Consider the following 26,174-nt stretch of genomic DNA (forward strand, 5'->3'; position numbering starts at 1 on the left):
TGGATGCCTGGCGCGGCGGGTGCATAGGCATAATCAGCTATTCATTTCGTAGCAGATCACACCGATGTCCTGGCACGCGCGCCTGCAGCTCGACTACACCGTTGAAGAACCCAACGCCCGCACTGTGGCACGGTACGAGCACAACGGCCCGCTGCGCATTCTGCAAAGCCTGTACCCCGAGGGCGACGCCATCTGCCACAACGTGCTGGTGCACCCGCCCGGCGGCCTGGTGGGCGGCGACACGCTGGACATCACCGCCACCGTGGGCCCTGGCGCCCACGGCCTGGTCACCACGCCGGGCGCCACGCGCTTTTACCGATCTGCCGGGCCGCTGGCACTGCAGCGCACGCAGCTGTCCGTCGCCACAGCGGCGCGCCTGGAATGGCTGCCGCTGGAGGCGCTGTGCTACAGCGCTTGCCACGCAGAAAACCACCTCACGCTGAAACTCGCCCCCGGCGCCGAATGCATGGGCTGGGACGTGACCGCGCTGGGCCTGCCGCACGCCGGCCAGCCCTTCGAGCAAGGCCGCTTTGTGCAGCACCTGGAGGTGCCCGGCCTGTGGCTGGAGCGCGGCGTGATCGATGCGGCCGACGAGCGCCTGCTGCAAAGCCCCCTGGGCCTGGCCGGCCAGCGCTGCATGGCCAGCCTGTTCTTTGCCGCCGGCACTGCACTGGACCGCCCCCGGCGCGATGCTGCCCTGGAGGCCGCACGCGCCCTGATCGACACGCACCCGCAGGTGCGGGCCACCGCAGGCGCCACCAGCCCCAACCCCCAGATGGTGGTGGTGCGCGTGCTGGCGCCGCAGGTCGAGCCGGCGATGAAGCTGCTCAAGGCCGTGCGGGTGGCCTGGCGGACGCAGTTGTGGGACCTGGCGGGGGATGCGCCGCGGATCTGGGCGATGTAGGCAGGGGCGGGGCCGCGCCGGTTCGCCAGCCGATGACCGGCAGAGCCGGCCAGCAGTGGACGCACACACTCTGGGCGCCTCACCTGCCGGGTTGGCAGCGCGTCGGAGCCGGTTAGCACCCGCCAGCGCCTGACCTGCGCGCGCAGGAATCCGGCGCAATTTTTTTCGTTGTGTCGATTTCGGACCGTCAGCTTCGTCGTCAGTGCATCAACCCTCTGAAAGCACCTCCATGAAATACCTCGGCCTCGCCTACTTCACCCCCGAAAAATTCGCGGCCATGGCACCGGAGGACGTCAAGGCACTGGTCACCCAATGCCCACCCCTGGACGAGAAGATGCGCGCCACCGGCAAGGTCCTGGTGTCCGCGTCGCTGGGTGATCTGGACCAGTGGGTGACACTGCGCCCGCACAGCGGCAAGACGCGCATCAGCGATGGGCCCTACACCGAGTCGAAGGAAGTGGTCGGCGGCCTGTTCATCATCGAGGCGGACAGCCGCGAAGAGGCGCAGCGCATCGCGTCGATGCACCCGGCGGCCATGCTGGGTGAACAAGGGGGATGGGCTGTGGAACTCATCCCGATGGACTTCTATCTGGCCCGGTGACGTCGCGGCCGGTGCAGCGCTTTGCACCGGCCGGTGGAACCTCAAGCGGCTCCGCGCCCTCAGCGGGGGCGGCCAGGCTCGTCCCGGTAGCTGAGCCAGCCTGCAATGATCGGCCCGCCGCCCGGTCGATCGTTGGGATGATCGCGCCCTTCCATCACACGCACTTCGTCGAAGTCGAACGGGCTAAGGCCCTCGATGCACGCCGCGTTCACCCCATACTGCGTGGGGACCGAGCGCCGGCTGTGGAAGGTGTAGATCCCGCATTCCGAGCAGAAGTAGTGCCTGGCCTGCCCGGTGTTGAACTGGTACAGCGTGAGTTTGTCCTCGCCCGCCTGCACGTGCACGTCGTCCAGGTGGGCGGACACTGCCACCGCACCGCGCATGCGGCAGTACGAGCAGTTGCACCGCCGGGCGCTGCGCAGGCCGTCGGTCAGCACCACCGTGAACCTCACGGCACCGCAGTGGCAAGCGGCCTGAAGTTCTTTGCGGCCCTCAAAATCTGCTGGGGTCAAGATGGCCTCCACTCTCGTATCGTCAATGAGACAGACCAGCCCACCGGGGTGCGCATGCCGAAACGTTCAAGGACAGATCACGGCGCCAGGCCAGTACGTTCGCAAGCACCTGATGCCCCTCAGCCCCGCCCGCCTGCGGATGGCTCCAGCGGGGACTCCACACCCGGCGCCAACTTGGCCGCCAGCAAATTGGCGGTGTACCGCAGGCGCTCGATATCGGCATCCGGCTGCACGCCGCGGCTGAAGCAGCACAGGGTGCCGTAGACCTCGCCGCCGGGCATGCGCACCGGAGTACTGAGGTGGGTGCCGATGGGAAAGCCCGGGTCCGGCACCTTGCCCTCTGCGATCAGGGGCTTGGCGTTCTCGATCTTCTCGGGCAGCCGGCCTTCGACCACATACTGGCACCAGCTTTCCTCCACCGGGTCGGACATGCCGGCATGGATGGGCGAAAAACCGGGCGCGCTGTCCACCACCTCGATGGTGCGGCGACCGTTGGCGATCTGGGACACAAACGCGACGTCCATGCCCAGTCGCGTGCGCAGCAGTTTCAACACATTGGCGACCACGGCGGGCAGGTCGGGGTCGGCGGAGTCGCTGGTAGCGACCAGCAGTTCCGAGATGGTGACGTCCAGGTCGTCGGGGTTGTAGTCGAGAAAATGCATACCCACCAGTCTAATCCGCGACCGGTGAGGATGGCAGTAAGCAGACGTGTAGATTCGGTACCGAATCGAACACACCTGCCCACCCCACCCCATCTGCTGACCGGCTGACCTGTTGACCTGTTGACCTGCTGATTCACAGGCACACAGCGGGCATCCACCAGCTGTTCAAGCCACTGCGGTGGCCGGCGCAGGCGCCGCAGGCACCTTCAGCAAGCCATCGGCCTTGAACATGGCACGGATGCCGCGCACGGCCTGGCGGATGCGGGCCTCGTTCTCGATGAGGGCGAAGCGCACGTATTCGTCGCCCTGGTCGCCAAAGCCGATGCCGGGCGACACGCACACCTTGGCCTTGTCGAGCAGCTGGCGCGCGAACTCGAGCGAGCCCAGGGCCCGATACGGCTCGGGGATGCGGGCCCAGATGTACATGCTGGCCCGGGGGCAGTCCACCGCCCAGCCGGATTCCGACAGCCCCTTGTACAGCACGTCGCGACGGCGCTGGTACTGGGCGGCGATGTCTTTCACGCACTGCTGGTCGCCCTCCAGCGCGGCGATGGCTGCGACCTGAAGCGGAGTGAAGGTGCCGTAGTCGTGGTAGCTCTTGATGCGGGCCAGCGCAGCCACGAGGTCAGGGTTGCCCACCATGAAACCCACGCGCCAGCCGGCCATGTTGTAGCTCTTGGAGAGGGTGAAGAACTCCACCGCCACGTCCTTGGCGCCAGGCACTTCCATGATGCTGGGGGCGCGGTAGCCGTCGTACACGATGTCGGCGTAGGCCAGGTCGTGCACCACCAGGATGTCGTGCTTCTTGGCCAGGGCGATCACGCGCTCGAAGAAGCTCAGCTCCACGCACTGTGCGGTCGGGTTGCTCGGAAAGCCGAAGATCATCATCTTGGGCTTGGGGTAGCTGCCGCGGATGGCTTTTTCCAGCTCGGCAAAGAAGTCGACGTCGGGCGCCACGGGCACGCTGCGGATGTCGGCCCCGGCAATCACCGCGCCGTAGATGTGGATGGGGTAGCTCGGGTCGGGCACGAGCACGGTGTCGCCGCGGTCCAGCGTGGCCAGCATCAGGTGGGCCAGGCCCTCCTTGGAGCCGATGGTGACGATGGCCTCGGTGTCGGGGTCGATGTCCACCGCGTACCGGTCCTTGTACCAGTGGCTGATGGCGCGGCGCAGGCGGGGGATGCCTTTGCTGGCGCTGTAGCCGTGGGTGTCGGGCCGCTGGGCCACTTCGGTGAGCTTGGCCACGATGTGCGGCGGGGTCGCGCCATCGGGGTTGCCCATGCTCATGTCGATGATGTCCTCGCCACGGCGGCGCGCTGCGAGCTTGAGCTCGGCCGTGATGTTGAAGACGTAGGGGGGAAGGCGATCGATGCGCGCAAAGCGGCGCTTGCCCTGAGAAGCAGACATGCTGGTGAACTTTCACGTGAGCGCCCGGAACCGTCCGAGCGACGTGGCCAACAATGGGGTTGGCCCGCGTTCACTGTACTGCAGAAAGCGGCATTCGCTGCGCCCGGCGCGGCGGTGTCGCACCGCCGCTACGCTCAGGCGCTGAGGCCTTCCGTGGCGCGCTGCGTTTTCCGTTCGGACGACAGCGCCAGGGCAAAGATGCCCACGCCGCACAGCCCCAGCACCACGCCCACCCAGCCGGTGGACGTCCAGCCCAGGCCGGCCGCGATGGACACACCGCCCAGCCACGCGCCCAGCGCATTGGCGGCGTTGAAGGCCGAGTGGTTGAGCGCCGCGGCCAGGGTCTGCGCATCGCCGGCCACATCCATGAGCCGGATCTGCAAGGCCGGGCCGATGGCGACCACCGTGCCGAGCAGAAAGGTCGCCACCGCCGCGCTGACGGGGTGGTGCGCAGCAGGCACGAACAGCGCCATGACCGCGATGGACCACAGCAGCACCTTGCCGATGGCGGGCATGAGCGCCTTGTCGGCCATGCGCGAGCCGACAATGTTGCCTGCCACCATGCCCAGACCGAACAGCGACAGCACGAAGGGCATGAGCGCAGGGGGCATGCCGGCCACCTCCAGCAGCGTGGGCTTGATGTAGCTGAACACCGCGAACATGCCGCCGAAACCGATGGCGCCGATGCCCAGCGTGAACCACACCTGCTTGCGCGCCAGCGCGCCCAGCTCGCGCAGCGGACTGGCGCCGTGCGATGCGGGCATGTCGGGCACCCACAGGCGCACCATGGCCACGGCGGCCAGGGCGATGATGCCCACGAAGACGAACGCCGCGCGCCACCCGAAATACTCGCCCAGCGCCGCCGCAATGGGCACGCCCACCAGCGTGGCGGTGGTCAGCCCCAGCATGACCCAGCCCACCGCGCGCGCACGGCGCCCAGGTGGTGCCAGCGCCGCAGCCACCAGCGCGGCCACGCCGAAGTAGGTGCCGTGCGGCAGGCCGGTGAACAAACGCATGGCGCTGAGCGACAGGTAGCCCGGCGCCAGGGCCGATGCGAAGTTGCCCAGCGCATACACCACCATCAGCGCCATCAGCAGCGTGCGGCGCCCCCAGTGGGCGCACAGCACGGCCAGCACCGGCGCACCCACCACCACGCCCAGCGCATAGGCGCTGATGACGTGGCCGGCCTGCGGAATGGTGACGTTGATGTCGCGCGCCACCTCGGGCAGCAGGCCCATGATGACGAATTCGCCCGTGCCGATGGAAAAGCCGCCCACCCCCAGGGCCAGCACGGCACGCACCAGGGTGCGGTCGTCGGTGGGGGTGTGGGCGATGGGCGGCTCGGAAGACGCGGGGGATGGGGGAGACAAAGGCGCGGTCATGGCTGGCGGCAGCAAGCGAACGCCCCGCCTTCACCCGATGGGCCGGCGCGGGACGTACAACGAATACAGGGGATGGAGGGAGAAACCGAGTTACAGGGGTAAACCCGATTTCCGTAACCATAGCATTCTCTGCGCGAACATGCAGGTCTGGGGACATGTGTAACCTGTGCGAACACGCCGAACAGCAGGCACTGCTAGGCTGGCGGTGCGCCTGCAGACCCTGGGCTTTGCGCCCATCGCAGGCATCGCAGGCATCGCAGGCATCGCAGGCATCGCAAGCACCGCTGGCGACGCCTGCGCTGCCGGCAAGTTCATCACGACGCCCCACCCTGAACGAAAGACCTTCCATGACATCGACTGCAGGAACCGCCGACAGCATTGCCTCCACCGTCAAGGTACTGGCCTTCGACATCTTCGGCACGGTGGTGGACTGGCACGGCAGCATCGAGCGCGAGATGCAGGCGCTGTACCCCGCGGTGGACGGCGATGCGTTCGCTCTGGCCTGGCGCGCGGGCTACCAGCCGGCCATGGCCCGGGTGATGCGGGGCGAGCAGGGCTGGACACTGATCGACGACCTGCACCGCAGCATCCTCGACGAGATCCTGCCGCGGTTTGGCCTTGCGCATCTGTCCGAAGTGGAGCGCCGCCACCTCAACCGGGTGTGGCACCGGCTGGATGCCTGGCCCGACAGCGTGGAGGGCCTCAAGCGGCTCAAGACGCGCTTCATCATCACCACGCTGTCCAACGGCAACATCGGCCTGTTGACCCACATGGCCAAGCGCGCCGGCCTGCCCTGGGACTGCGTGCTGAGTGCCGAGGTGTTCCGCGCCTACAAGCCCGACCCGGCCACCTACCTGGGTGTGGCGCGGGTGTTCGACGCCGCGCCGTCGCAGGTGGCGCTGGTGGCCACGCACCACGACGACCTGGCCGCCGCGCGCGGCTGCGGCCTGCGCACGGCCTACATCGAGCGTCCGCACGAACTGGGCGCGGCCCGCCCCAAAGACGGCGCGCCGCAGCCCGGCAACGACCTGCACGCCACCGACCTTATCGACCTGGCGCGGATGCTGGGCTGCTGAGCCGGCGAGAGCGCGGCCGCGGCCCGGTCACGGGTCAGTGCACCACCAGCAGCTGCACGAACATCTGCACCTTGGCATGGCATTCGTCGCTGATGGAGGTGAACTCGAGCCCCGCCACCCACTCGTCGCCCTCCTGCTTGACGGTGATGACCCGGGCGTACACGTCGGCCACGCGGTAGTCCACCAGCGGCAGTTCGAACTCGAGCTTGATCTCGCTGTGCGCCTCCAGCGGCTCGATCAACTCCACCAGCAGGCCGTGGTAGCCGATGTCGCGGATGGCGCCGTGCACGATGTGGGGCACGACGATCTTGTCCTGCATGCGCTGGCACAGGCACGGCAGGCGCGCATCCACCCGGTGGCTGCGGCGAAACTCCTGGCGTGGCACCTTGAGCTTGTGCGACGGGATCGCGATCAGCTCGCGCAGGCTGACCGGCTGCGTGCGGCCCTTGACGTGCACCTGCATCGGCGCCGACGCCGACACCAGGCCCCAGCAGCGCTGGTAGGTGGTGTCGCTGATGAGCACCTGGCCGCGCAGGCTCAGCGCCTCGATGCGCGATGCCAGGTTGACCGCCTCGCCGATCACGGTGTACTCGGAATACACGTCGGAGCCGAAGCGGCCGGCCATCACCGTGCCGGTGTTCACGCCGATGCCGAGGAAGACCTCCGGCAGACGCTCGCGCAGGTGGGCGAGGTTCAGCTCGCGCATGGCGATCTGCATCTCCACCGCGCACAGCAGCGCGCGGTCCACATCGTCATCGTTGGCCACCGGCGCGCCGAAGAGCACCATGATGGAGTCGCCCATGAACTTGTCGATGCTGCCCCGGTACTTGAACACCACCTCGCTCAGGCGCGACAGGCAGCGATTGAGCGCCGCGATGACCACCGCCGCTGGCTGCGACCCCGACAGCGCGGTGAAGCCGCGCAGGTCGGCCAACAAGATGGTGACCTCGCGCGGCGCGGCCTCCACGCCCTCGGTGGCGGCGCCCTGGGGCGACTCGACGCCGCGCAAAATAGCCGCGACCTCGGCCTGCGCCGTGTCGCTCAGTGGCGCGCCTGTTTCGCGCTCGATCAATGTCTGCAGGCGGCGCAGCGCGTCGTGGTTGAATTCTTTGTGCATGGAAAAAGGCCGTGGAGCTTCGAGTGTTTGGGGTGGCCCGCGACCCTCCGTCGCGCGGCTGGTTCACCCTGCCAGCCAGAATAGGCGCGGCCCCGGGGGCGGTCAACCCGGTCAAACCTGCCGGGGCGTATCCGCCACAGAATCCTGCAGGCCATTTCAGGGAAAATTAGGCCTCTACCGCTTGATGGACAAGCGCTAGCAGCTACCAATTTAGTAGCAGACAACATATGCCGCAGCTGCGGCAGGCTCAGGTCGCGGTGACCCGCAGCACGCGCTCGAACTCTCCCGACTCGGCGCTGTAATCCCACCGTGACGCATACCGCGCCAAGCCGCCCTCCACTTCGCCAGAGGCCTCCACCGTCAACAGCACCAAACTGTTCGGACAGCCATGGCGCAGGCGATAAGACACCGCTGTGCCCGCATGGCTGGCCCAGAGGCCGGGAATGGGGTTGAGCAATGCCGGCTGGTGCGCATGGCCCGACAGCAGCATCTGCGCGCCCGCAGAGCGCCAGCGCTCCAGCGCCTCGTCCGCGCGCGACGGGCGGTGGGCGCGGTCGGCAGCGTCGCGCGCCACCAGCGGGTGGTGGCTGGCCACGATGCGCCAGGCGTCCGGCGGCGCGCGGGCCAGCAGGTCGGCCACATGTTGGATCTGCGCCGACGACAGGCTGCCGCGCTCGTGCCGCCAGGCGCGCGTGGTGTTCACCCCCACCACGTAAAAGGCGCCGGACTGACGCACCGGCTCGTAGTCCATGCCGAACTGGGTGGAAAACCGCTCGTACGACCGGCCCCAGCGCATCCACCACGCAAACAGCGGCAGGTCATGGTTACCCGCCAGTACCAGCGTGCTGCGCGCGTGCAGGCCTTGCACAAAGCGCGCAGCCTGCTCGAACTGGGTGGCCGTGGCGCGCTGCGTAAGATCACCCGACACTACCGCCATCGACACGCCCAGCCGCTGCGCCAGTCGCAACGCCGCATCGCACACCGCCGGGTCGTGCGCACCAAAATGCAGGTCCGACAGGTGCATCAGGACGGTCATCGTCGCATCCTGCACGGGGTGGAGGCAGCGCGGCGCGCCGGGTTGTTCGTCATCCTCATGCGGGCAGCAGGCCTTGGCCTTCAGGGTCGGAGGCGGGTGCGGGTGCTTCGTCGCTGTCACCCAGGCCCGGCACAATCGCCGCGGCCACGGCGGCAAGGCTGGTCACCGCAGTGGCTGCGGTCAGCGGCGGCTCGTCGCGCACCAGGGGCGACGGCGCCACCAGCCACAGCGGCCGGGCACCAATGCTGAACTGCAGCGGCGGCGCCATCCATTCGCGCTCGCCGTCGAACGCCACCTTGACCTGGGGTGGGCGCCAGCTGGCGGGTGACACCGCCAGCTCGGAGCACGCCAGGCTGACCACCGCACTGTCCTTGCCCAACTGTCCGGTGGCCGCGTTCCATACCGTGCGCGCCACGGCCCAGCGGCCCTGGGGCTGCAGCATCACCACGCCCAGCATGCCGCCGTCGGCCACCAGCTTGGCTTCGGCCAGGCCCATGCGGTCGAGCTGCAGGGGGTTGTTGCCCACAAACAGGGTGGTGACCAGATGCTCTTCCTGGCTGGACTGCGCCCCCTGGTGGGTTTTCATCACCACGCGCCAGCGGCGGCCGGCCGAGGGGCGGAACATGCTCCACACGGCGGACGCCACCGCCACCATGCGCGACCGGCCGAAGCGGCGCGACGCCTTTTCGCGCTCTGCCAGCAGCTTGGGGTACAGGCCCACGCTGGCGTTGACCAGGAACAGGCGCTGGTTCACAAAGCCCACCTGCACCGGGCGCATGTCGCCAAAGTCCAGCGCCTTGAGGAGATCCTGCACCGCCACTTCCGGGTCCAGCGCCAGACCGTGCTCGCGGGCAAAGTAGTTGAAGGTGCCCATGGGCAGCACACCCATCGGCACGCCAGCGCGCAAGGCGGCTGCGGCCACGGCGTTGATCGTGCCGTCGCCGCCGGCGGCCACCACCAGCCCACCATCCTGGCGGGCCGCCTCGGCCGCGTCGTGCGCCAGTTGGACGATATCGGCCCGCTCACGCGGCACATGCCACACCACATCGTGGCTCTGCAGTGCGCTCACCCCTTCGAGCTTGGCCCGCAGCAGGTCGAAGTCCGCCCCCGGGCGCTTGGGCACCACCAGGTGGATGGGGCCGCGCGGCATGGTGGGTATGGAGCTGTCGGAGGGTGTCATGGGCCAATGTGCAAATCAAAAGGTGGCGGCAGAACATCAAGACGCCGGTGCGTCGGCACCGGGCGCTTTTCTGCCATGGAGCGATGGTGCCCAGCCTGCCTCAGGCACGCAGCCGGTAGCAATGCCTTCGCCATGTCAGTGCTCGCCGACAGCAACGCGGAGCAGCCGCACAGGCAGTATGGGCGCGCTGCCATACACCCACGCCCACATGGGCTGCTACAAAGTCCTGTACAAATGCCCGCTTTGCGCCGCCGCGGCCGCCTTGGCAAACACGGAAAGGAAGACCACTTTCATGACAGAACTGCATGCAGCCAACCTGGGCGCCCTGCTGGCGCAACACCCGCTCGGCTGGTGGGCCGCAGGCATGGCTTTGGCGTCGTTGGCGGGCTGGGGCTGCCTGTGCGGCCTGCGCACCCTGCGGCGGGCCAGCCCGCCGCTGCGCCAGTGGGTACCCGCACAGGCGCGCTGGGTGTTGGTGGCGGCCATGGCGGCGAGTGCGGGCGTGCTGGTGGCAGCCGGTGCGGTGATGGCAGAACTGGCCGAAAGCGGCCACCCGGGCGGCACGTGGGGCGCGCTGGACGACGCACTGGCCGCAGGCCTGCAGGCGCATGCCGATGTGGCGGTGCTTCAGTGGTTTGCCACCGTGACCCACCTGGGCGACAGCTGGGCGCTGGCCGCGCTCACGGTGCTGGTCACCGCGCTGCTGTGGTGGCGCGGGCACCGACTGCTGGCCACCGGCTGGCTGGTCGCCATGGCCGGCAACGGCGCATTGACGCGCATCCTCAAAAGCCTGTTCGAGCGCGTGCGGCCCGAGCATGTGCACGGCATCGCACAGGCCGACGGCTACAGCTTTCCCAGCGGGCACAGCAGCGCGTCGATGATGGCGTACGCCATGCTCGCCTACCTGGCCACGCGCCTGCTCCCGCGCCCCTGGCACCTGCCCGCCGCCCTGCTGGCCGGCGCTGCGGTCTTCACCACCGGCTGGAGCCGCGTGGTGCTGCAGGTGCACTACGCCAGCGACGTGCTCGCAGGCTGGCTGCTGGCCGGCACGTGGATGGTGTGCACCGTGCTCGTCATGGAGAGCGTGTCGCGCTGGCGCGGCGCAGCGACCCCGGCCACCGAGCAGGCCTGACGGACGCTTCAGGGCCAGCTCGGCACCTGTCCCGCTCCACGCAGGCCGGGCATGGTGCGCGTTTTCAGATCGCGACGAGGGTGCGGATGCCCTTGGCTTCCATCTCGCTGCCAGGCCCGCGGGCGATGACTTCGCCGCGCTCCATCACGAGGTATTCGTCGGCCAGCTCCTGCGCGAAGTCGTAGTACTGCTCGCACAGCAGGATGGCCATCTCCCCCTTGTCGGCCAGCATGCGAATCACACGGCCGATGTCCTTGATGATGCTCGGCTGGATGCCTTCGGTGGGCTCGTCCAGGATGAGCAGGCGCGGGCCGGGTGCGAGGGCCCGGGCGATGGCGAGCTGCTGCTGTTGCCCGCCCGAGAGGTCGCCGCCGCGGCGGTGGAGCATCTGCTTGAGCACGGGGAACAGGTCGTACAGGTGCGGGGGGATGGGGGTGGAGCCGCTCTTGTAGGCCAGGCCCATGCGCAGGTTTTCTTCGACCGTGAGGCGGCCGAAGATTTCGCGGCCCTGGGGCACGAAGCCGATGCCGGCGCGGGCGCGGTCGTAGGGGGTGGTTTTGTCGATGGGTTTGCCGTCGAAGGTGATGGCGCCGCTTTTGATGGGGACCAGGCCCATGAGGCTTTTGAGCAGCGTGGTCTTGCCGACGCCGTTGCGGCCGAGGAGCACGGTGACTTTGCCGGGGGCAGCGGTGAGGCTCACGTCGCGCAGGATGTGGGAGCCGCCGTAGTACTGGTTGATGTTTTGGACGGTGAGCATTTTTGGTGAGCCTGGTTGGTGTCTAGCGCGCGTTCATCGGGCGCGATAAGCTATGTTTTTGATAGCGTTTGGGTGCAGGATTTTTGGGTGGCTGCGTTGGATGGCAGGGATTGAGCTTGTTGAAGTCTCGGTGCCATCAGAACCGTTCGGGTTGAGCTTGCCGAAACCTTGCCCTTCCGTAACCCCATCCGTTCGAGTTGAGCTTGTCGAAACTGGGGCACAAAACCCTGACCGTTCGGGTTGAGCTTGTCGAAACCGGGGCGCTGCTCGCGAGCTCGCTGATGGGGCGGCATGCCTGTGCTGAAGGGCGGGAGCCGGGGTGCGCGCCCGGCGGCGCGGTAACTTTCTCTTGGTTCGCCAAGAGAAAGTCACCAAAGAGAAGGCGACCCCAAGTCTGCGACCCCTTCGCTGCGCTACGGGGCAAACCTGCGTCGGGGCGGTTGCGGGGTGCGCCGCAGAACTCACTGCGCGCTGCGCGCTCCGTTCAGACAACTGCGGCGAGTCAGTGCACGAAGCATGCGCGCTCCGACGCGCATGCCACCCCGCAACCGCCCCGCCGCAGGCGCAGCCACAGGGGGTGGGCAGCCGAACAGCCAAACAGCCGCACGGGCCATTGCTTCGCTCGGCCTGGCGGTCGCGGCGCGAAGCGCCCGCGCGTTCGGGGCCGAGCGCAGCGATGGCCCGTGTGGATGTCCTCTCCCCCATCCCTTCAGGATGCGCCGAGGAGCGCAGGGCGTGGGGTGAGCGTGTGCCGAAGGACACACGCATCGTGAACTGACTCGCTGCGGTTGTCTGAGCGGAGCGCGCAGCGCGCAGCGAGTTCCGCAGCGCACCCCGCGACCGAGCACCGCAGGTTGCCCGCAGCGAAGCGAAGGGACGCAGGCTGTAGGGTCGCCTTTTCTTTGGTGACTTTCTTTTGGCGAAGCAAAAGAAAGTTACTCGCACGCCGGGCGACTCCCGGCCTCCGCCCTCAACAAAGGCATGCGGTCCACCAGCGAGCCTGCGAGCGCACCCAGGTTTCGACAAGCTCAACCCGAACGGACAGGGAAAGCTGTGCCCAGGCTTCGACAAGCTCAGCCCGAACGGTCGGTGACGCATAACGCCCCCACCCATACGCACCGCAGCCAAAGAGCAAGAGCCCGAACACACCATCACCGCCCCAGATAAACCTCGATCACCCGCTCATCCGCCTGCACCTGGTCCAGCGTCCCCTGCGCCAACACAGCCCCATCGCACAACACCGTCACGATCTCAGAAATCGTGCGGATGAACGACATGTCGTGCTCCACCACCATCAGCGAGTGCTTGCCCTTCAAGGTCAAAAACAGCTCCGCAGTCCGCGCCGTCTCGTCGTCCGTCATGCCCGCTACCGGCTCGTCGAGCAGCAACAGCTTCGGGTCCTGCATCAGCAGCATCCCGATCTCAAGCCACTGCTTTTGTCCATGGCTCAGGTTCCCGGCCAACCGCGTCACGCTGCCCGCCAGGTGAATGGTGTGCAACACCTCGGCCAGGCGGTCCGACTGCGCGGAGTCCAGCCGAAAGAACATGCTCGATGCCACACCCTTGTGGGTCTTCAAGGCCAGCTCCAGGTTCTCGAACACCGTGAGCTGCTCGAACACCGTGGGCTTCTGGAACTTGCGGCCAATGCCCAGGCTCGCGATCTCCGGCTCGTTGTGGCGCAACAGGTCGATGGTCGAGCCGAAGTACACCGTGCCGCTGTCGGGCCGGGTCTTGCCGGTGATGATGTCCATCATCGTCGTCTTGCCCGCACCGTTGGGGCCGATGATGCAGCGCAGCTCGCCGGGCGCGATATCCAGGCTCAGGTTGTTGATGGCCTTGAAGCCGTCGAAGCTCACGTTCACGTCTTCCAGGTACAGGATGCGGCCGTGGGCCACATCCACCTCGCCGGGCGTGGCCACGCGCGAGAAGCCCGCGGCGCGGCCACCAGATTCGGTCTGGCCTGGCACGACCGGCGCCTGCCGAGCGGCGATGCGCTGCGCGCCCTCTTCCATCAGATCGGGCGTCATGGCGCGGCTCCTTCGCGGGTCTTTTTGTCGTGGCGCTTGTTCTTCAGTTTCTTGACCAGGCCCACCACACCATCGGGCAAAAACAGCGTGACCGCAATGAACAACGCGCCCAGGAAGTACAGCCAGAATTCCGGCGCAGTGACGGTGAGCCAGCTCTTGGCGCCGTTGACGATGAAGGCGCCGACGATGGGGCCGATCAGCGTCGCGCGGCCACCCACCGCGGCCCAGACCGCGATCTCGATGGAGTTGGCGGCGCTCATCTCGCCGGGGTTGATGATGCCGACCTGGGGCACATACAGCGCACCGGCCACGCCGCACATCATGGCGCTGATGGTCCAGATGGTGAGCTTGTAGGGCAGCGGCGAGTAGCCCGAGAACATGACGCGCGTCTCCGCATCGCGCACGGCCTGCAGCACGCGACCGAACTTGCTGCGCACCAGCCAGCGTGCCAGCAGGAAGAACACCAAGAGCGTGATGCCCGTCATCACGAACAGCAGCATGCGCATGTTCTGCGTGGCGATGGGCTGGCCCAGGATGCGCTTGAAGTCGGTAAACCCGTTGTTGCCGCCAAAGCCCGTCTCGTTGCGAAAGAACAGCAGCATGGCCGCATACGTCATGGCCTGCGTGATGATCGAGAAGTAAACGCCCTTGATGCGCGAGCGGAAGGCGAAGTAGCCGAACACGAAGGCGATGGCACCGGGCACCGCGACGACAAGGATCAGCGTGGCGACGAAGCTGTCGGACAGCATCCAGTGCCAGGGCAACTCCTTCCAGTCGAGGAACACCATGAAGTCAGGCAGGTCGCTTTGGTAGTTGCCGTCGCGGCCGATCTGGCGCATGAGGTACATGCCCATCACGTAGCCGCCCAAGGCGAAGAACAGGCCATGGCCCAGGCTCAGGATGCCGGTGTAGCCCCAGATCAGGTCCATGGCCAGCGCGCAGATGGCGTAGCACATGATCTTGCCGAGCAGCGCCACGGCGTAGTCGGACAGGTGCAGCGGGCTGCCGGCAGGCACCCACAGGTTGAGCACGGGGGCCACGGCGCACACCACGATGAGCGCCACGATGAAAGCCGACCAGCCGCTGCGCGTGAGCAGTGGTGCGGGTGCGGGGAGTTGGATAGCAGGGGTATTCATAACAGTCTCAATCCGCCGTACGGCCCTTCACCGCGAAGATGCCCTGCGGCCGCTTCTGGATGAAGATGATGATGAACACCAGCACGGCGATCTTGGCCAGCACGGCGCCCGTCCAGCCTTCCAGGAACTTGTTGAGCACACCCAGGCCCAGCGCTGCGTAAACGGTGCCGGCCAGCTGGCCCACGCCGCCGAGCACCACCACCATGAACGAGTCGACGATGTAGCCCTGGCCCAGGTCCGGTCCCACGTTGCCCACCTGGCTGAGCGCGCAGCCCGCCAGACCCGCAATGCCCGAGCCCAGCGCGAAGGCGTAGGTATCGACACGCGCCGTGTTCACGCCCATGCACGAAGCGATGGGCCGGTTTTGCGTGACGCCGCGCACGAACAACCCCAGGCGCGTCTTGCTGATCAGAAAGGCCACGCCGCCCAGCACCGCCAGCGCAAAGGCCACGATGATCACGCGGTTCCAGGGCAGTTGCAGGTTCTCCATGAGCTGCACGCCGCCGCTCATCCACGAGGGGTTTTCCACGCCCACGTTCTGCGCGCCGAACACGGTGCGCACCAGTTGCTGCAGCATCAAGCTGATGCCCCAGGTGGCCAGCAAGGTCTCGAGCGGCCGGCCGTACAGAAAGCGGATCACCCCGCGCTCCAGCACCGCGCCCATCAGGGCCGACGCCATGAAGGCAGCGGGCACGGCGGCGACCAGGTACCAGTCGAACGCGCCCGGAAAATACTTCTGGAAGATGCCCTGCATCACATACGTGGCGTACGCGCCGATCATCATCAGCTCGCCATGGGCCATGTTGATCACGCCCATCAGGCCGTAGGTGATGGCCAGGCCCAGCGCCACCAGCAGCAGGATGGAGCCCAGGCTGATGCCTGTGAACATCGCTGCCAGTCGCTCGCCCCATTGCAGGCTGTCCTCCACCGTCTTGAGTGCGGCCTGCAAGGCGGCCTTGACCTTGGGGTCTTCTTCGCTGCGCAGCTGCTCGAGCAGCACGGTGCGGGTGGCAGGGTTGCCGCTGGCGGCCAGGTGCTGTGCGGCCTCGAGGCGCTTGGCGGCGTCGCTGCTGCCCAGCAGCATGCGCGCGCGGATGTTGGTGAGAAGCGCTTTGAGGCCGGCGTCCTGCTCGGCGGCCAGGGCTTTTTCGATCAGCGGCAGGCGGGCCTCGTCGGTTTCTTCGCGCAGCGCGTCGATGGCCTTGCGGCGCTGGGCCACATCCGTGGACATGAGCTGCAGCGAGGCGAGTGCCGTGTCGAACTCGCCGCGCATGCGGTTGTTGTTGACGATGTCTTCGGCATCGTCGGGCACGGGCACCTCGGCGCCCGTCACGGGGTCCAGCCCCTTGCCATCCTTGACGACGATGGCCTTGTCGCCCGCGATCTTGACCGCATCGTCGCCCATGGCACGGATGAAGGCCACGGTGGCGTCGTCCGGGGTGGCGATGGCGGCCTGCAGCGCGGCGATCCGCTCATCGGTATCGCCCGCCGCCATGGCCCGCGCAGCCTCGGCCGTGAGCGCGTGCGCCTGCACCGCTGTGCACAACAGCAGGCAGGCGATCAGGCGAGAAAAGAGGGAAGAGAGCATGACGGAAGCTGTGTGAAAAAGCAGTGGGCCGCAGAACCCGCGCGAGCTGAATGCGAGGGCCGGCGCAAGGGCCGCCCCGCCGCGCTGGCGGCGTCCCCCTCCCACGCGCAGCGTGAGAGAGGGGGAAGCGGCGTAGCCGCTCAGGGGGAGATCACATCTTCGTTTTGCCGTCCGGCTCGTCCCTCTTCTTGTCGTTGCCTTCGATGTAAGGAGACCATGGCTTGGCCTTGACCGGGCCGGGCGTCTTCCACACCACGTTGAACTGGCCGTCGGCCTTGATCTCGCCGATGAACACGCTCTTGTGCAGGTGGTGGTTCTTCTCATCCATCTTGCTGACGATGCCCGACGGTGCCTTGAAGGTCTGGCCGGCCATCGCGGCGATCACCTTGTCCACATCGGTGCTCTTGGCCTTCTCGACAGCCTGCTTCCACATGTTGATGCCGATGTAGGTGGCTTCCATCGGGTCGTTGGTCAGTGGCTTGTCCTTGTGGCCAGCGATGTTCTTGGCCTTGGCGTAGTCCGCCCACTTTTTCATGAAGGCCGTGTTTTCAGGGCTCTTGATGGACTGGAAGTAGTTCCAGGCAGCCAGGTGGCCCACCAGCGGCTTGGTGTCCACGCCGCGCAGTTCTTCCTCGCCCACGGAGAAGGCGACGACGGGTACGTCCTTGGCCTTCAGGCCTGCGTTGCCCAGTTCCTTGTAGAAGGGCACGTTGGAGTCGCCGTTGATGGTGGAGACCACGGCCGTCTTGCCGCCCTGGCTGAACTTCTTGATGTCGGCGACGATGGTCTGGTAGTCGCTGTGGCCGAACGGGGTGTACTTTTCGTCGATGTCGGAATCCTTCACGCCCTTGGACTTGAGGTAGGCGCGCAGGATCTTGTTGGTGGTGCGGGGGTACACATAGTCGGTGCCCAGCAGCACCCAGCGCTTGGCGCTACCGCCGTCCTTGCTCATCAGGTAGTCGACCGCAGGAATGGCCTGCTGGTTGGGCGCGGCGCCGGTGTAGAACACGTTCTTGGAGAGTTCCTCACCCTCGTACTGCACGGGGTAGAACAGCAGGCCGTTCATTTCCTCGACCACGGGCAGCACCGACTTGCGGCTCACGCTGGTCCAGCAACCGAAGATCACCGAGACCTTGTCCTGACCCAGCAGCTGCTTGGTCTTTTCGGCGAACAGGGGCCAGTTGGAGGCCGGGTCCACCACCACGGGTTCGAGCTTCTTGCCCAGCACGCCGCCCTTGGCGTTGATTTCGTCGATGGCCATCAGCACGGTGTCCTTGAGCACCGTTTCCGAGATGGCCATGGTGCCAGACAGGCTGTGCAGGATGCCGACCTTGATGGTCTCCTGCGCATGGGCTGGCAGTGCAGACAGGCCAGCGAGCGTAGCGACGGCCGCAAGGGCCTTGAGGGAATAACGACGTTGCATGTGTGCTTCTCCAGTAGAGGGGTTCAAACCGCTTCGCCCGATGGCGCCTGGCTGGGCGCATGGATCGGTCGATGGAATGGATTCTGGAGACAGCCCCCCGGATCGGAAATACGCCGGGTGGCGTATGCGGCCACGTGCTCTCCGAACCTTCCACACCGCTCGGGCTGAGCTTGTAAAAGCCGTGCGCCGCGCTTCGACCAGCTCAGCGTGAACGTATGGGGTGAGGCTAAGGATTGGGCGGGCGCGAAGGCGTAGCAGGGGCCAAGAGCCAACGTGTCATCCGGAGTGCGCGCGGAGTGTGCGCGGCACCGCCAACTGCCATGAAGCCGCCAGCGCCCCACCCATCTCAAAGTCAGCTACGAATTTCATAGCTATTGCGCCAGGCAATGTCGTGCGAACCGGCAGGCAGTTAGAGTATCGACCTCGCGCGCCGCCGGGCGGGTGTCCGCGCCGTGCGCGACCCGCCTGCGCTGCTGCCCCGCCCTGCCCCCTCTTCTTCCTTGCGCTGTCCACCCATGTCCAACCTCGTCGTCCACGGCGGCACCCCCCTCCAGGGCCGCATCCACCCATCGGCCAACAAGAACGCCGTGCTGCCGGTGCTATGCGCCACGCTGCTCACCAACGAGCCGCTGCGGCTGCTGCGCGTGCCCGACATCACCGACGTGCGCAAGATCCTGGACATCTTCCGCACGCTGGGCAGCGATGTGCGCATGGACCACGACACCGGCACGCTGGACCTGCACCACCATGCCACCGTGTTCGACGCGGCCCAGCACCGGCTGCCCGAGGAGATGCGCTCGTCCATCATGCTGGTGCCGCCGCTGCTGGCGCGCTTTGGTGTCGCGCGGCTGGAGGACAACGTGAAGGGCTGCACGCTGGGCGTGCGCGAGATCGACCCCCACGTGGAGGTGTTCCGCCGCTTCGGCGGCACGGTGGAGCGTGCCGAGGGCTCGCTGCTGGTGCGCAATGCCCACGGGCGGCTGCAGGCCACGCAGCACTGGCTGGACTACGCCTCCGTCACCACCACCGAGAACTTCGTGCTGTGCGCAGCCACGGCCGACGGCACCTCGGTGCTGACCAATGCCGCGTCGGAGCCGCATGTGCAGGAGTTCTGCCGCTTCATGACCATGATCGGCGTGCGCATCGAGGGCATGGGCACCTCGCGCCTCACGGTGCACGGCGGCACGCAGCTGCGCGGCGGGGAGTTCCGCTTCGACGAGGACTTCCACGAGATCACAACGTTCCTGGCGCTGGGCGCCATCACCGGCGGCGACGTGATCGTGCGCAACAGCGCGCCCGAGAACTTTCCGCTCATCGACCGCACCTTCGCCAAGTTCGGCGTCACCATCACGCACGAAGACGGCTGGTCGCGCGCCCATTGCGACGGCCCGCTCAAAGTGCAGACGCCGTTCACGAGCAATGTGCTGACCAAGGTGGAGGCCGCGCCCTGGCCGTACTTTCCGGTGGACCTGCTGCCCATCTTCATCGCGCTGGGTGTGCGCGCCGAAGGCAATGCGCTGTTCTGGAACAAGGTCTACGACGGGGCCCTGGGCTGGGCGGGCGAGCTGTCCAAGTTCGGCGCGCACGTGTTCCAGTCCGACCCGCACCGGCTGGTGACCTTCGGCGGCAACCCGCTGACGCCCGCGGTGGTGGAGAGCCCCTACATCATCCGCGTGGCGATTGCGCTCTTCATGGTGGCGGCCAGCACGCCGGGCCGCTCGGAGATTCGCAACGCCACGCCGATCCGCCGCGCGCACCCGCGCTTCGTGGAGAACCTGCGCAGCCTGGGCGTGCAGGTGGAGTGGACCAGCGAGGAATAGGCAGACGGACCCTGGCGGGCAGGTTCCACGGGGGGCGACAGGTTCTGCAGGTGCCCGCAGGGGCCGCCGGGCGCCCCGGGTCAGGTCGCCAGCACGTCGCCGGTGGCATCGCCCGGGTCGGCCAGCACATGCAGGGTGGCGGTGCCGTGCTGCACGTCGGCGCTGTAGACGGCGTTGCGCCCAGCCTCTTTAGCGCGGTACAGCGCCTTGTCGGCGCGGTTCACCAGGTCCTCGAAGTCGAGGATGGAGCCCTTGTGCAGCGTGGCCACACCGATGCTGACGGTGACCGACACGCACACGCCCTCGTCGTTCACCGGCACGCTCAGCGCAGCGACCTCGCGGCGCAGCGACTCGGCCATGCGCAGGGCGCTGGGGCCATCGGTCTCGGGCAGCACGATGACGAACTCTTCGCCGCCGAAGCGCGCCACGATGTCCACCCCGCGCCGCTGGCGCAACGCGCAGGCCTGCGCCACGGCGCAGATCACGCGGTCGCCCGCCAGGTGGCCCCAGGCGTCGTTCACGGGCTTGAACAGGTCGATGTCCACCACCAGCAATGACAGCGGGTGGTCGAAGCGCTCGGTGCGCTTGCATTCATTGGCGCCCAGCTCCATCAGCGTGCGCCGGTTGGCCAGGCCGGTGAGCGAGTCGTTGGAGGCCAGTTGCTCAAGCGTGGCGTTGAGCTGCTGCAGCAGCCGGTTCTGTTCGGTGAGCTGGCGGTTGATCTGCGCGATCTCGTCTTCGCGGCGCTTGCGGTCGTCGATGTTGAAGGTCACGCCGATCAGCCGCTTGCCCGGCGTGTCGCTGCCGCCGTCCATGATGCGGCCGTAGTTGGCGTACCAGACCCAGTCGCCGCGCTTGGAGCGCAGCCGGAACTCGCAGCGGTACTGCGGCGTGAGGCCCGCCAGGTGGTCCGCCACCGACTGGCGCACCATGTCCAGGTCGTCCGGGTGGAACAGGCCGTAGATGTCCTGCACGCCCGGGACGATCTCGTCCTCGGTGAAGCCCAGCTCCAGGAAGGTTTTGGTGGCCTTGCGGGTGACGTGGCCGGTGACGAGGTCGTTCTCCCACAAGTCGAGCCCCGCCGCCTCCAGCGCCAGCTCCAGCCGCTCCTTGTTCAGGTCTGCTTCACCCATGGCGGCTCACTGGCTTTTCGAATGCACGCACGCGCTCAGGCCGGCGGCATGCCACCGGCATAGCCGAGCTTGCGCAAGAGACCGGCGAACGATGCCACCACGCCCGGGGTGTTGTACAGCTGCGGCGCGGTCTGCACCGAGATCACGCTCACCATCTGGCCCGTGCTGCGGCCCGTGGCGGTGTTGAAGTACAGCGCCAGGTCGTCGTTAGCATTGGAGAACCCGCGCCCCGTGCTCTCGGAGTAGTAGCAGATCGAGTCCGGCGCGATGATGTCGGGGGAGGTGCTCGACGCCGAGTACATGATCAGGTTCTCGTTGAGGTTGTAGAGGTAGTGCGTCTGCGTGCTCTGGGTCGGGTCCTGCGCATTGTCCAGCCGGATGATCCCGGAGTCCAGCGACGTCGCGCTCGAAGTGGACTGCGTGACCTCGGTGATGTAGAAGTTGGTGACCACGGCGCTCGCAGTGCGCCCGGTCAGGCTCTGGATGGCCGCGGCGACTGCCGCCGTGGACAGCGGCGTGACCGCCTGCAGCATCTGCTGGCCCAGCGCGCGCGCCTGCTCCAGCGTGCCGGGGATATAGCTGCCGGACAACGCGAACTGGTTGGAGGCATTCGACGGCCACATGGCGATGCCCGAGTACCCGCCGAACCCGCCGACCACGCCGCCGGCCAGCGACTCGATGCCCGACGCCGTGCCGGAGCCCAGCACCGCGTATTCCGCCGCGACCAGCGTGGCCGCGTCGCTGGCCAGCACCGCAGGGCTGGGCGCGGGCCCGGACGGGGTGGTGAAGGTGGTCTGGGGCAGCTCCGGCACCGCGCGGCCTGCGCCGTCGCCGTTGACCACCCAGACCGAGCCGCTCGACATGGCGGCGCCGATGAGCGGCACCAGGGAATTGATCGGCCCGATCTCCACGGGGATCAGCGCGCCCACCTGCATGCCGGTCAGGCCCTGCTGCACCGCCAAGGTGTTGCTGACGGAGTTCTGGATCGCTGCCAGGTCGAGGCTGGAGGCCGCGTCGGGCGAGCCCATGATGGCCAGCACGCAGGCCGGCGTGGCGCCGTCGTAGTCCTGCACGGTGACCGTGCCGCTGTAACCCTGTTGGGCCAGTTCCTTGACGATGGAGCAGGCGTCGGAGTAGCTGCCGCCGCCGCCGCTGGCCAGCACTGCCGCACCGGTGGCGATGGCCTGGAAGTCGTTGAGCCCGAAGGAATAGACATTGCCCATGTGTGCACACCCCTCTCTTTTGTTGGGCCACCCGGCTCGGCGGGAGGCTGGCTGATTTATTGGCTGTCGGAAGGCTGGCACGATACGCGAGCCCGATGGATTGTCAATCGGCGCCATCCCGCGACGCGTCCCCGAGCGGACGGCGCGCCACACCCGTGCCATGCCCCGGGCCCGCACACTGGCTTAGCGCCCCGCCATCGCCTATGCTCTGCCCTGCACATCCCGTATTTCCGGCCGCAGCCCCCACACACCATGAGTCTCCCTGAAAAATCCCCCGTCTACAGCACCGAAGACCTGCTGATCAGCCTGTGCAACTCCGTCACCCGGGTGCTGGGCGTGGCCACGCACAGCCAGATCCACTACTCCGGCATGGTGCAGCGCATCAGCAAGACCTGCCTGAAGCCCGACATCGGCTGCTTCGTGCTGTTCGACGGCGGCTTCTCGGGGCTGGTGATCATCAACTTCTCGGCCCAGGCGGCGATGGAGCTGTACGCCAACTACCTGCTGAACATGGGCATGTCCAAGGACGACCTGGTCACCTCGTTCACGTCGGACGAAGTGAGCAACGTGATGGGCGAGCTGATGAACCAGGTGGTGGGAGACTTCACCGGCAAGGTGCGGCGCGAGCTGCAAACCCACATCACCCAGAACCAGCCCAAGATGCTGGTGCTGAACAAGCAGGTGCACCTGTCGGTGGACGCCAACCTGGACAAGCCCGAAGCGCGGCGCGTGACCTTCTACACCAGCAACAACAACATCTTCTACCTGGAACTGGCCATCGACCGCACCGAGTTCATCAAGCTCTACGACTTCGAGGCGCAGGAAGCACCGGACCCCGACGCCCTGATGGCCGAATCGCAGGCCGCTCCCCCCGTGCCCGTGCCGCCACCCGCGGGGCAGGACGATACGGACGCACTGCTCAAGTCGCTGGGGATGTGATCGCTGCGCGCCAGCGCTGGACAGGACGCGGCAGCGTTTTGATATAAAAATGATAGCTACTAGCGCTCATCCAACGAGCGGTAGCGGCACATTTCATTCAGATTTCGGTCAGATTTATCAGATTTATTTCAGATGCTTTGACAGCCACCAGCCCCATCGACACCCCTGCGGCAGGCGCCACGGCGAGTGCCCTGCTGGAAGCCCAAGGCTTTGTGCTGGTGCCCGGGGTGCTGCAGCCGGCCGAATGCAGCGCCCTGACCCACGACCTGAACGCAGACATGCAGGCGCCGGATGGCGGCGGTCACCGTGCGCCCTCGGCGTCCGGCGGCCAGCGCGATCTGCTGAACCGCCCCTGGTGCCAGGCGCTCGCCCGGCGCCTGCAGCAGTGCCCAGCCCTGGCGGACCTCCTCCCCGCATCGGCCGTGGCCGTGCAATGCACCTACTTTGAGAAGACCCCGGCCCGCAACTGGCTCGTGCCCCTGCACCAGGACCTGAGCATTCCCGTGACCGAAAGGGTCGATGCGCCGGACCTGAACGGCTGGTCCGACAAGGACGGCGCCCTCTTCGTGCAGCCCCCTGCGCCACTGCTGCAAACGCTGCTGGCCGTGCGTGTGCACCTCGACCCCTGCCATGCCGACGACGGCCCGCTGCGCGTGGTGCCTGCCAGCCACACCCAGGGCGTGCTGGCGGCCGACGCAGCCCGTGCGCTGCGCGACCGCGCAGGCGATGTGCCCTGCCTTGCCGATGCAGGCACCGCCCTGGTCATGCGGCCGCTGCTGCTGCACGCATCGTCCAAAGCCAGCGGGACCAGCCAGCGGCGCGTGCTGCACTTCGTCTTCGGCCCCGCCCAGCTGCCCTCGGGCCTGCGTTGGCGGGGTGTGGTCGACGACTGAAAGAAGCGATACACGCCATGCCCTTCACCCCGTTCCACATGGGCGTCGGCCTGGCTGCCAAGGCAGTGGCCGGACGGCACTTCAGCGTCCTCACCTTCAGCATCGCCCAGGTGGCGATGGACATCGAACCGCTGATCGGGATGCTGCGCCAGTCAGCCGTCCTGCATGGCCCCACGCACACGTACCTGGGCGCAGTGCCCATTGCGCTGGTGGCTGCCGCTGCGACACCTTGGCTGTGCGGGCCGCTGCTGCGGCGCTGGAACGACGAAGCGGCGCACTACGGCATGCCGTGGCTGCAGGAGGAAGCGTCGTGGAAGCCGCACATCGTTGTGCTCAGCGCACTGGCCGGGACCTTCACGCACGTGCTGCTCGATAGCGTCATGCACATGGACATCCGGCCGTGGGCGCCTTGGTCGGATGCGACTGGGCTGTATCGCAGTATTTCCTTGTCTGCACTGCACGGTTTGTGCGCTGCGGGAATCGTGGCGGGAGCCGTCGGGTGGTTGCTACGGCGCTGGTTAGGCAGGCGCGGCTCTGCGCAGTAACTAGATCTTCAGCGAAAAGCTCAACTGAGTCGGGCGAATCAGCTTGCGGGTTCGACTCACTGAAGAGCAGACGATGACGTAACTCTTGACTACTCGCTTGGATTACACCGGACAAAATTGTGCTTCACTCATTGCACTTTCTCATCAGATTTCTCAAATCTGCGCGTTAGACAAGAACCATACGCAAAACGACAGAAACTGCGTTTTCAGAAGAGAATTCCATCCTTTAACCACACCAAAATCATTCTGCAGTCATGACAATACAGGAGGCACTTAAAAAAATTTAGTACACAAAAACTTATACCATGCTACCCGTTAAACCCCCGTCAGAACCAATCACCAACGGCAAGATTTTATATGGCCCAGGAAAAAATCTGAAGAAGATAGTTTTCGAAGGGCTTGACCGGACGCAAAAATTAGTCAAAAAAATCGCCACCATTGACGATCTCAAAAAGAAAATAATTTTAATTCAGCCGTATGAGGAAGAACTTTATCTGTCTGGCCTGAGAGAAAGTGGAGTGGCAGGATATCTATATCTATGCGCTCATGCGGCGCCGGATCGAATTCAAGGGATGTTGAGTGGCGCACAGGTTGCAAAAGTCATTCGCGACAGCGGTATCTGGAACAACGAACCTATACTACTCGAAGCTTGCAGATCAGGAGGAACATCAGACGGAATAGCGAGCTCATTGGCATTTAGCTTACAAACTTATGTAACGGCGCCCATCACTCCCGTCTGGAACTATCCCCTCGGCGGCCCAGCAATTGATCAAGGGGCGTTCGAAAGCCTCCCGGGCAAACTTGCCAAATTGCCCTTTCCAAATTTAACCAAGCCAGGTCAGTGGCGAACGTGGGGGCCCGATGGCAGCCCCATATCCACAACTCGAACTTCACCCAGAGATCAACTAAGCCTACCGAAGCATATTCAACCCAACAATAAATAGCAATGTCCGAAAACGCAAAAAAGAACAAAATCTTCTTGATTTGTTTATTATCTTTTATTGCAGTCTGCGTTTTGTGGTGGTGGATGGAGAGCTACGTCAGCTGCGATACGCAAGACGAATATTCTTTGCGCGGTGCGTGCTTGGCACAAGTAAAAAATGGAGCCATGAACGGCCAAGTGGGTGCCCAATGGGCTTACGGCGACTATTTGTCAAACAACGGCGACAAAGGGGAAGCTGCAAGATGGTACCGAACGGCGCTGCAGAACTCGACCAAAGCACTGGATTTGATGGGCAGGGTGGGGCATTGCGATAAAAATCCCGGACTGGATCATCATGCTTTGGAATCGAAAATTCAAAGCATTTCTCAACGGAATCCAGATGCCCATTTGCTTCTGCTAGAGCTCTATCTAAGTCACAACTGCCGCTCCTTCAACCTTGATAATGCTAGTGCGACGATTCCTCGCTTAACACAGTGTGCCTATTTAGCGCTAGGCGAATACATCAGACTCAGCGAGCGAATGCATCATCCCATCAAAAATACCGATATTTCCAATATAAAAGACAATCTCAAGCTCTGCCACGCCGATCTCAGAAAAGGCCAGCAAGACGATTCAATACTGCGCGAATTTATCCCATTGCAGAAAGAATCATTAGATGAGCTCGAACGCGCCGTAGAAAAATTAAATCCTGAATGAGAAATTGAAACACCCTTCCATCTTGAATCTTCAAGAGAATGC

The 26,174-nt window shown here is 65.8% G+C and carries 24 protein-coding genes; 10 read left to right on the forward strand and 14 right to left on the reverse strand.

Annotation, left to right across the window (positions count from 1 at the left end):
* Window positions 1-64: 64 nt before the first annotated feature.
* The gene (locus ACSQ3D_RS01925) at window positions 65-904 is read left to right on the forward strand and encodes an urease accessory protein UreD (protein ID WP_436125740.1); all 840 of its coding nucleotides are present in this window, start codon (window positions 65-67) and stop codon (window positions 902-904) included.
* A 229-nt stretch (window positions 905-1,133) separates the two neighbouring features.
* Window positions 1,134-1,505 carry a YciI family protein gene (locus ACSQ3D_RS01930; protein WP_436125741.1) on the forward strand — a complete coding sequence of 124 codons (372 nt, stop codon included), beginning with the start codon at window positions 1,134-1,136 and terminating at the stop codon, window positions 1,503-1,505.
* A gap of 59 nt (window positions 1,506-1,564) precedes the next feature.
* On the opposite strand, the gene ACSQ3D_RS01935 is transcribed toward ACSQ3D_RS01930, so the two are convergent.
* The 4 genes from ACSQ3D_RS01935 to ACSQ3D_RS01950 all read right to left on the reverse strand — a co-directional run bounded on the left by ACSQ3D_RS01935 (window position 1,565) and on the right by ACSQ3D_RS01950 (window position 5,468).
* On the reverse strand, window positions 1,565-2,029 hold the full coding sequence (locus tag ACSQ3D_RS01935) for a GFA family protein (RefSeq protein WP_436125742.1): 465 nt from the start codon (window positions 2,027-2,029) through the stop codon (window positions 1,565-1,567).
* 107 nt (window positions 2,030-2,136) lie between these two features.
* Window positions 2,137-2,679: a GAF domain-containing protein gene (locus tag ACSQ3D_RS01940; RefSeq protein WP_436125743.1), complete on the reverse strand. Its 543-nt coding sequence runs from the start codon at window positions 2,677-2,679 to the stop codon at window positions 2,137-2,139.
* Between the two features lie 165 nt (window positions 2,680-2,844).
* Window positions 2,845-4,086 (reverse strand): alanine transaminase, encoded by a 1,242-nt coding sequence (alaC, locus tag ACSQ3D_RS01945; RefSeq protein ID WP_056415779.1) that lies wholly within the window; start codon window positions 4,084-4,086, stop codon window positions 2,845-2,847.
* A gap of 134 nt (window positions 4,087-4,220) precedes the next feature.
* Entirely contained in the window at window positions 4,221-5,468 is a 1,248-nt protein-coding gene (locus tag ACSQ3D_RS01950; RefSeq protein WP_436125744.1) for an MFS transporter, read from the reverse strand.
* A 347-nt stretch (window positions 5,469-5,815) separates the two neighbouring features.
* Here ACSQ3D_RS01950 and ACSQ3D_RS01955 point away from each other — a divergent pair, with 347 nt between their 5' ends.
* A complete protein-coding gene (locus tag ACSQ3D_RS01955; protein ID WP_436125745.1) occupies window positions 5,816-6,544 on the forward strand; it encodes a haloacid dehalogenase type II in 729 nt (242 codons plus the stop codon).
* Between the two features lie 34 nt (window positions 6,545-6,578).
* Here ACSQ3D_RS01955 and ACSQ3D_RS01960 read toward each other — a convergent pair whose 3' ends face one another.
* The 3 genes from ACSQ3D_RS01960 to ACSQ3D_RS01970 form a co-directional block, all read right to left on the reverse strand.
* Window positions 6,579-7,661: an adenylate/guanylate cyclase domain-containing protein gene (locus ACSQ3D_RS01960; RefSeq protein ID WP_436125746.1), complete on the reverse strand. Its 1,083-nt coding sequence runs from the start codon at window positions 7,659-7,661 to the stop codon at window positions 6,579-6,581.
* Window positions 7,662-7,908: 247 nt separating this feature from the next.
* Complete coding sequence (locus tag ACSQ3D_RS01965) at window positions 7,909-8,697, reverse strand: metallophosphoesterase family protein (protein WP_436125747.1); 789 nt, start codon at window positions 8,695-8,697, stop codon at window positions 7,909-7,911.
* Between the two features lie 55 nt (window positions 8,698-8,752).
* Complete coding sequence (locus ACSQ3D_RS01970; protein ID WP_436125748.1) at window positions 8,753-9,877, reverse strand: diacylglycerol/lipid kinase family protein; 1,125 nt, start codon at window positions 9,875-9,877, stop codon at window positions 8,753-8,755.
* Window positions 9,878-10,169: 292 nt separating this feature from the next.
* Here ACSQ3D_RS01970 and ACSQ3D_RS01975 point away from each other — a divergent pair, with 292 nt between their 5' ends.
* Entirely contained in the window at window positions 10,170-11,009 is an 840-nt protein-coding gene (locus ACSQ3D_RS01975; RefSeq protein WP_436125749.1) for a phosphatase PAP2 family protein, read from the forward strand.
* A gap of 64 nt (window positions 11,010-11,073) precedes the next feature.
* Here ACSQ3D_RS01975 and urtE read toward each other — a convergent pair whose 3' ends face one another.
* The 5 genes from urtE to urtA form a co-directional block, all read right to left on the reverse strand.
* Window positions 11,074-11,766 carry an urea ABC transporter ATP-binding subunit UrtE gene (gene urtE, locus ACSQ3D_RS01980; protein ID WP_436125750.1) on the reverse strand — a complete coding sequence of 231 codons (693 nt, stop codon included), beginning with the start codon at window positions 11,764-11,766 and terminating at the stop codon, window positions 11,074-11,076.
* Window positions 11,767-12,917: 1,151 nt separating this feature from the next.
* Window positions 12,918-13,793, reverse strand: a complete 876-nt coding sequence (gene urtD / locus ACSQ3D_RS01985) for an urea ABC transporter ATP-binding protein UrtD (RefSeq protein ID WP_056161466.1) — start codon at window positions 13,791-13,793, stop codon at window positions 12,918-12,920.
* Window positions 13,790-14,929, reverse strand: a complete 1,140-nt coding sequence (gene urtC, locus ACSQ3D_RS01990) for an urea ABC transporter permease subunit UrtC (RefSeq protein ID WP_436125751.1) — start codon at window positions 14,927-14,929, stop codon at window positions 13,790-13,792. The genes urtD and urtC overlap by 4 nt, the downstream gene beginning before the upstream one ends.
* A 7-nt stretch (window positions 14,930-14,936) precedes the next feature.
* Window positions 14,937-16,517 carry an urea ABC transporter permease subunit UrtB gene (gene urtB, locus ACSQ3D_RS01995; protein WP_396503053.1) on the reverse strand — a complete coding sequence of 527 codons (1,581 nt, stop codon included), beginning with the start codon at window positions 16,515-16,517 and terminating at the stop codon, window positions 14,937-14,939.
* Window positions 16,518-16,668: 151 nt separating this feature from the next.
* Entirely contained in the window at window positions 16,669-17,940 is a 1,272-nt protein-coding gene (gene urtA / locus ACSQ3D_RS02000; RefSeq protein WP_436125752.1) for an urea ABC transporter substrate-binding protein, read from the reverse strand.
* 515 nt (window positions 17,941-18,455) lie between these two features.
* Between urtA and ACSQ3D_RS02005 the strand changes: the two genes are divergently transcribed.
* Window positions 18,456-19,760 (forward strand): UDP-N-acetylglucosamine 1-carboxyvinyltransferase, encoded by a 1,305-nt coding sequence (locus ACSQ3D_RS02005; RefSeq protein ID WP_056415747.1) that lies wholly within the window; start codon window positions 18,456-18,458, stop codon window positions 19,758-19,760.
* An 80-nt stretch (window positions 19,761-19,840) separates the two neighbouring features.
* Here ACSQ3D_RS02005 and ACSQ3D_RS02010 read toward each other — a convergent pair whose 3' ends face one another.
* Together ACSQ3D_RS02010 and ACSQ3D_RS02015 are read right to left on the reverse strand one after the other, a co-directional pair.
* Window positions 19,841-20,893 carry a GGDEF domain-containing protein gene (locus ACSQ3D_RS02010; protein ID WP_436125753.1) on the reverse strand — a complete coding sequence of 351 codons (1,053 nt, stop codon included), beginning with the start codon at window positions 20,891-20,893 and terminating at the stop codon, window positions 19,841-19,843.
* 35 nt (window positions 20,894-20,928) lie between these two features.
* Entirely contained in the window at window positions 20,929-22,116 is a 1,188-nt protein-coding gene (locus tag ACSQ3D_RS02015) for an S-methyl thiohydantoin desulfurase domain-containing protein (RefSeq protein WP_436125754.1), read from the reverse strand.
* 252 nt (window positions 22,117-22,368) lie between these two features.
* Between ACSQ3D_RS02015 and ACSQ3D_RS02020 the strand changes: the two genes are divergently transcribed.
* The 5 genes from ACSQ3D_RS02020 (at window position 22,369) to ACSQ3D_RS02040 (ending at window position 26,132) form a co-directional block, all read left to right on the forward strand.
* On the forward strand, window positions 22,369-23,055 hold the full coding sequence (locus tag ACSQ3D_RS02020; protein WP_056415738.1) for a DUF3334 family protein: 687 nt from the start codon (window positions 22,369-22,371) through the stop codon (window positions 23,053-23,055).
* A 137-nt stretch (window positions 23,056-23,192) separates the two neighbouring features.
* Window positions 23,193-23,948 (forward strand): phytanoyl-CoA dioxygenase family protein, encoded by a 756-nt coding sequence (locus tag ACSQ3D_RS02025; protein ID WP_436125755.1) that lies wholly within the window; start codon window positions 23,193-23,195, stop codon window positions 23,946-23,948.
* 17 nt (window positions 23,949-23,965) lie between these two features.
* Window positions 23,966-24,493 carry a DUF4184 family protein gene (locus ACSQ3D_RS02030; RefSeq protein ID WP_436125756.1) on the forward strand — a complete coding sequence of 176 codons (528 nt, stop codon included), beginning with the start codon at window positions 23,966-23,968 and terminating at the stop codon, window positions 24,491-24,493.
* A gap of 305 nt (window positions 24,494-24,798) precedes the next feature.
* Window positions 24,799-25,437 carry a hypothetical protein gene (locus ACSQ3D_RS02035; RefSeq protein ID WP_436125757.1) on the forward strand — a complete coding sequence of 213 codons (639 nt, stop codon included), beginning with the start codon at window positions 24,799-24,801 and terminating at the stop codon, window positions 25,435-25,437.
* Window positions 25,438-25,439: 2 nt separating this feature from the next.
* Window positions 25,440-26,132, forward strand: coding sequence for a hypothetical protein (locus ACSQ3D_RS02040; RefSeq protein ID WP_396503059.1), 693 nt, complete (start codon window positions 25,440-25,442; stop codon window positions 26,130-26,132).
* Window positions 26,133-26,174 lie beyond the last annotated feature (42 nt).

The sequence above is a fragment of the Acidovorax sp. LjRoot117 genome (genome assembly GCF_964252695.1).
Classification (GTDB): Bacteria; Pseudomonadota; Gammaproteobacteria; order Burkholderiales; family Burkholderiaceae_C; genus Acidovorax.

What these genes read in the sequence shown, in the direction of transcription:
- ACSQ3D_RS01925 (WP_436125740.1), top strand. Translation starts at nt 65, where the DNA reads ATGTCCTGGCACGCGCGCCTGCAGCTCGACTACACCGTTGAAGAACCC.
- ACSQ3D_RS01930 (WP_436125741.1), top strand. Translation starts at nt 1,134, where the DNA reads ATGAAATACCTCGGCCTCGCCTACTTCACCCCCGAAAAATTCGCGGCC.
- ACSQ3D_RS01940 (WP_436125743.1), bottom strand. Translation starts at nt 2,679, where the DNA reads ATGCATTTTCTCGACTACAACCCCGACGACCTGGACGTCACCATCTCG.
- alaC (WP_056415779.1), bottom strand. Translation starts at nt 4,086, where the DNA reads ATGTCTGCTTCTCAGGGCAAGCGCCGCTTTGCGCGCATCGATCGCCTT.
- ACSQ3D_RS01950 (WP_436125744.1), bottom strand. Translation starts at nt 5,468, where the DNA reads ATGACCGCGCCTTTGTCTCCCCCATCCCCCGCGTCTTCCGAGCCGCCC.
- ACSQ3D_RS01955 (WP_436125745.1), top strand. Translation starts at nt 5,816, where the DNA reads ATGACATCGACTGCAGGAACCGCCGACAGCATTGCCTCCACCGTCAAG.
- ACSQ3D_RS01960 (WP_436125746.1), bottom strand. Translation starts at nt 7,661, where the DNA reads ATGCACAAAGAATTCAACCACGACGCGCTGCGCCGCCTGCAGACATTG.
- ACSQ3D_RS01965 (WP_436125747.1), bottom strand. Translation starts at nt 8,697, where the DNA reads ATGACCGTCCTGATGCACCTGTCGGACCTGCATTTTGGTGCGCACGAC.
- ACSQ3D_RS01970 (WP_436125748.1), bottom strand. Translation starts at nt 9,877, where the DNA reads ATGACACCCTCCGACAGCTCCATACCCACCATGCCGCGCGGCCCCATC.
- ACSQ3D_RS01975 (WP_436125749.1), top strand. Translation starts at nt 10,170, where the DNA reads ATGACAGAACTGCATGCAGCCAACCTGGGCGCCCTGCTGGCGCAACAC.
- urtE (WP_436125750.1), bottom strand. Translation starts at nt 11,766, where the DNA reads ATGCTCACCGTCCAAAACATCAACCAGTACTACGGCGGCTCCCACATC.
- urtD (WP_056161466.1), bottom strand. Translation starts at nt 13,793, where the DNA reads ATGACGCCCGATCTGATGGAAGAGGGCGCGCAGCGCATCGCCGCTCGG.
- urtC (WP_436125751.1), bottom strand. Translation starts at nt 14,929, where the DNA reads ATGAATACCCCTGCTATCCAACTCCCCGCACCCGCACCACTGCTCACG.
- urtB (WP_396503053.1), bottom strand. Translation starts at nt 16,517, where the DNA reads ATGCTCTCTTCCCTCTTTTCTCGCCTGATCGCCTGCCTGCTGTTGTGC.
- urtA (WP_436125752.1), bottom strand. Translation starts at nt 17,940, where the DNA reads ATGCAACGTCGTTATTCCCTCAAGGCCCTTGCGGCCGTCGCTACGCTC.
- ACSQ3D_RS02005 (WP_056415747.1), top strand. Translation starts at nt 18,456, where the DNA reads ATGTCCAACCTCGTCGTCCACGGCGGCACCCCCCTCCAGGGCCGCATC.
- ACSQ3D_RS02010 (WP_436125753.1), bottom strand. Translation starts at nt 20,893, where the DNA reads ATGGGTGAAGCAGACCTGAACAAGGAGCGGCTGGAGCTGGCGCTGGAG.
- ACSQ3D_RS02015 (WP_436125754.1), bottom strand. Translation starts at nt 22,116, where the DNA reads ATGGGCAATGTCTATTCCTTCGGGCTCAACGACTTCCAGGCCATCGCC.
- ACSQ3D_RS02020 (WP_056415738.1), top strand. Translation starts at nt 22,369, where the DNA reads ATGAGTCTCCCTGAAAAATCCCCCGTCTACAGCACCGAAGACCTGCTG.
- ACSQ3D_RS02030 (WP_436125756.1), top strand. Translation starts at nt 23,966, where the DNA reads ATGCCCTTCACCCCGTTCCACATGGGCGTCGGCCTGGCTGCCAAGGCA.
- ACSQ3D_RS02035 (WP_436125757.1), top strand. Translation starts at nt 24,799, where the DNA reads ATGCTACCCGTTAAACCCCCGTCAGAACCAATCACCAACGGCAAGATT.
- ACSQ3D_RS02040 (WP_396503059.1), top strand. Translation starts at nt 25,440, where the DNA reads ATGTCCGAAAACGCAAAAAAGAACAAAATCTTCTTGATTTGTTTATTA.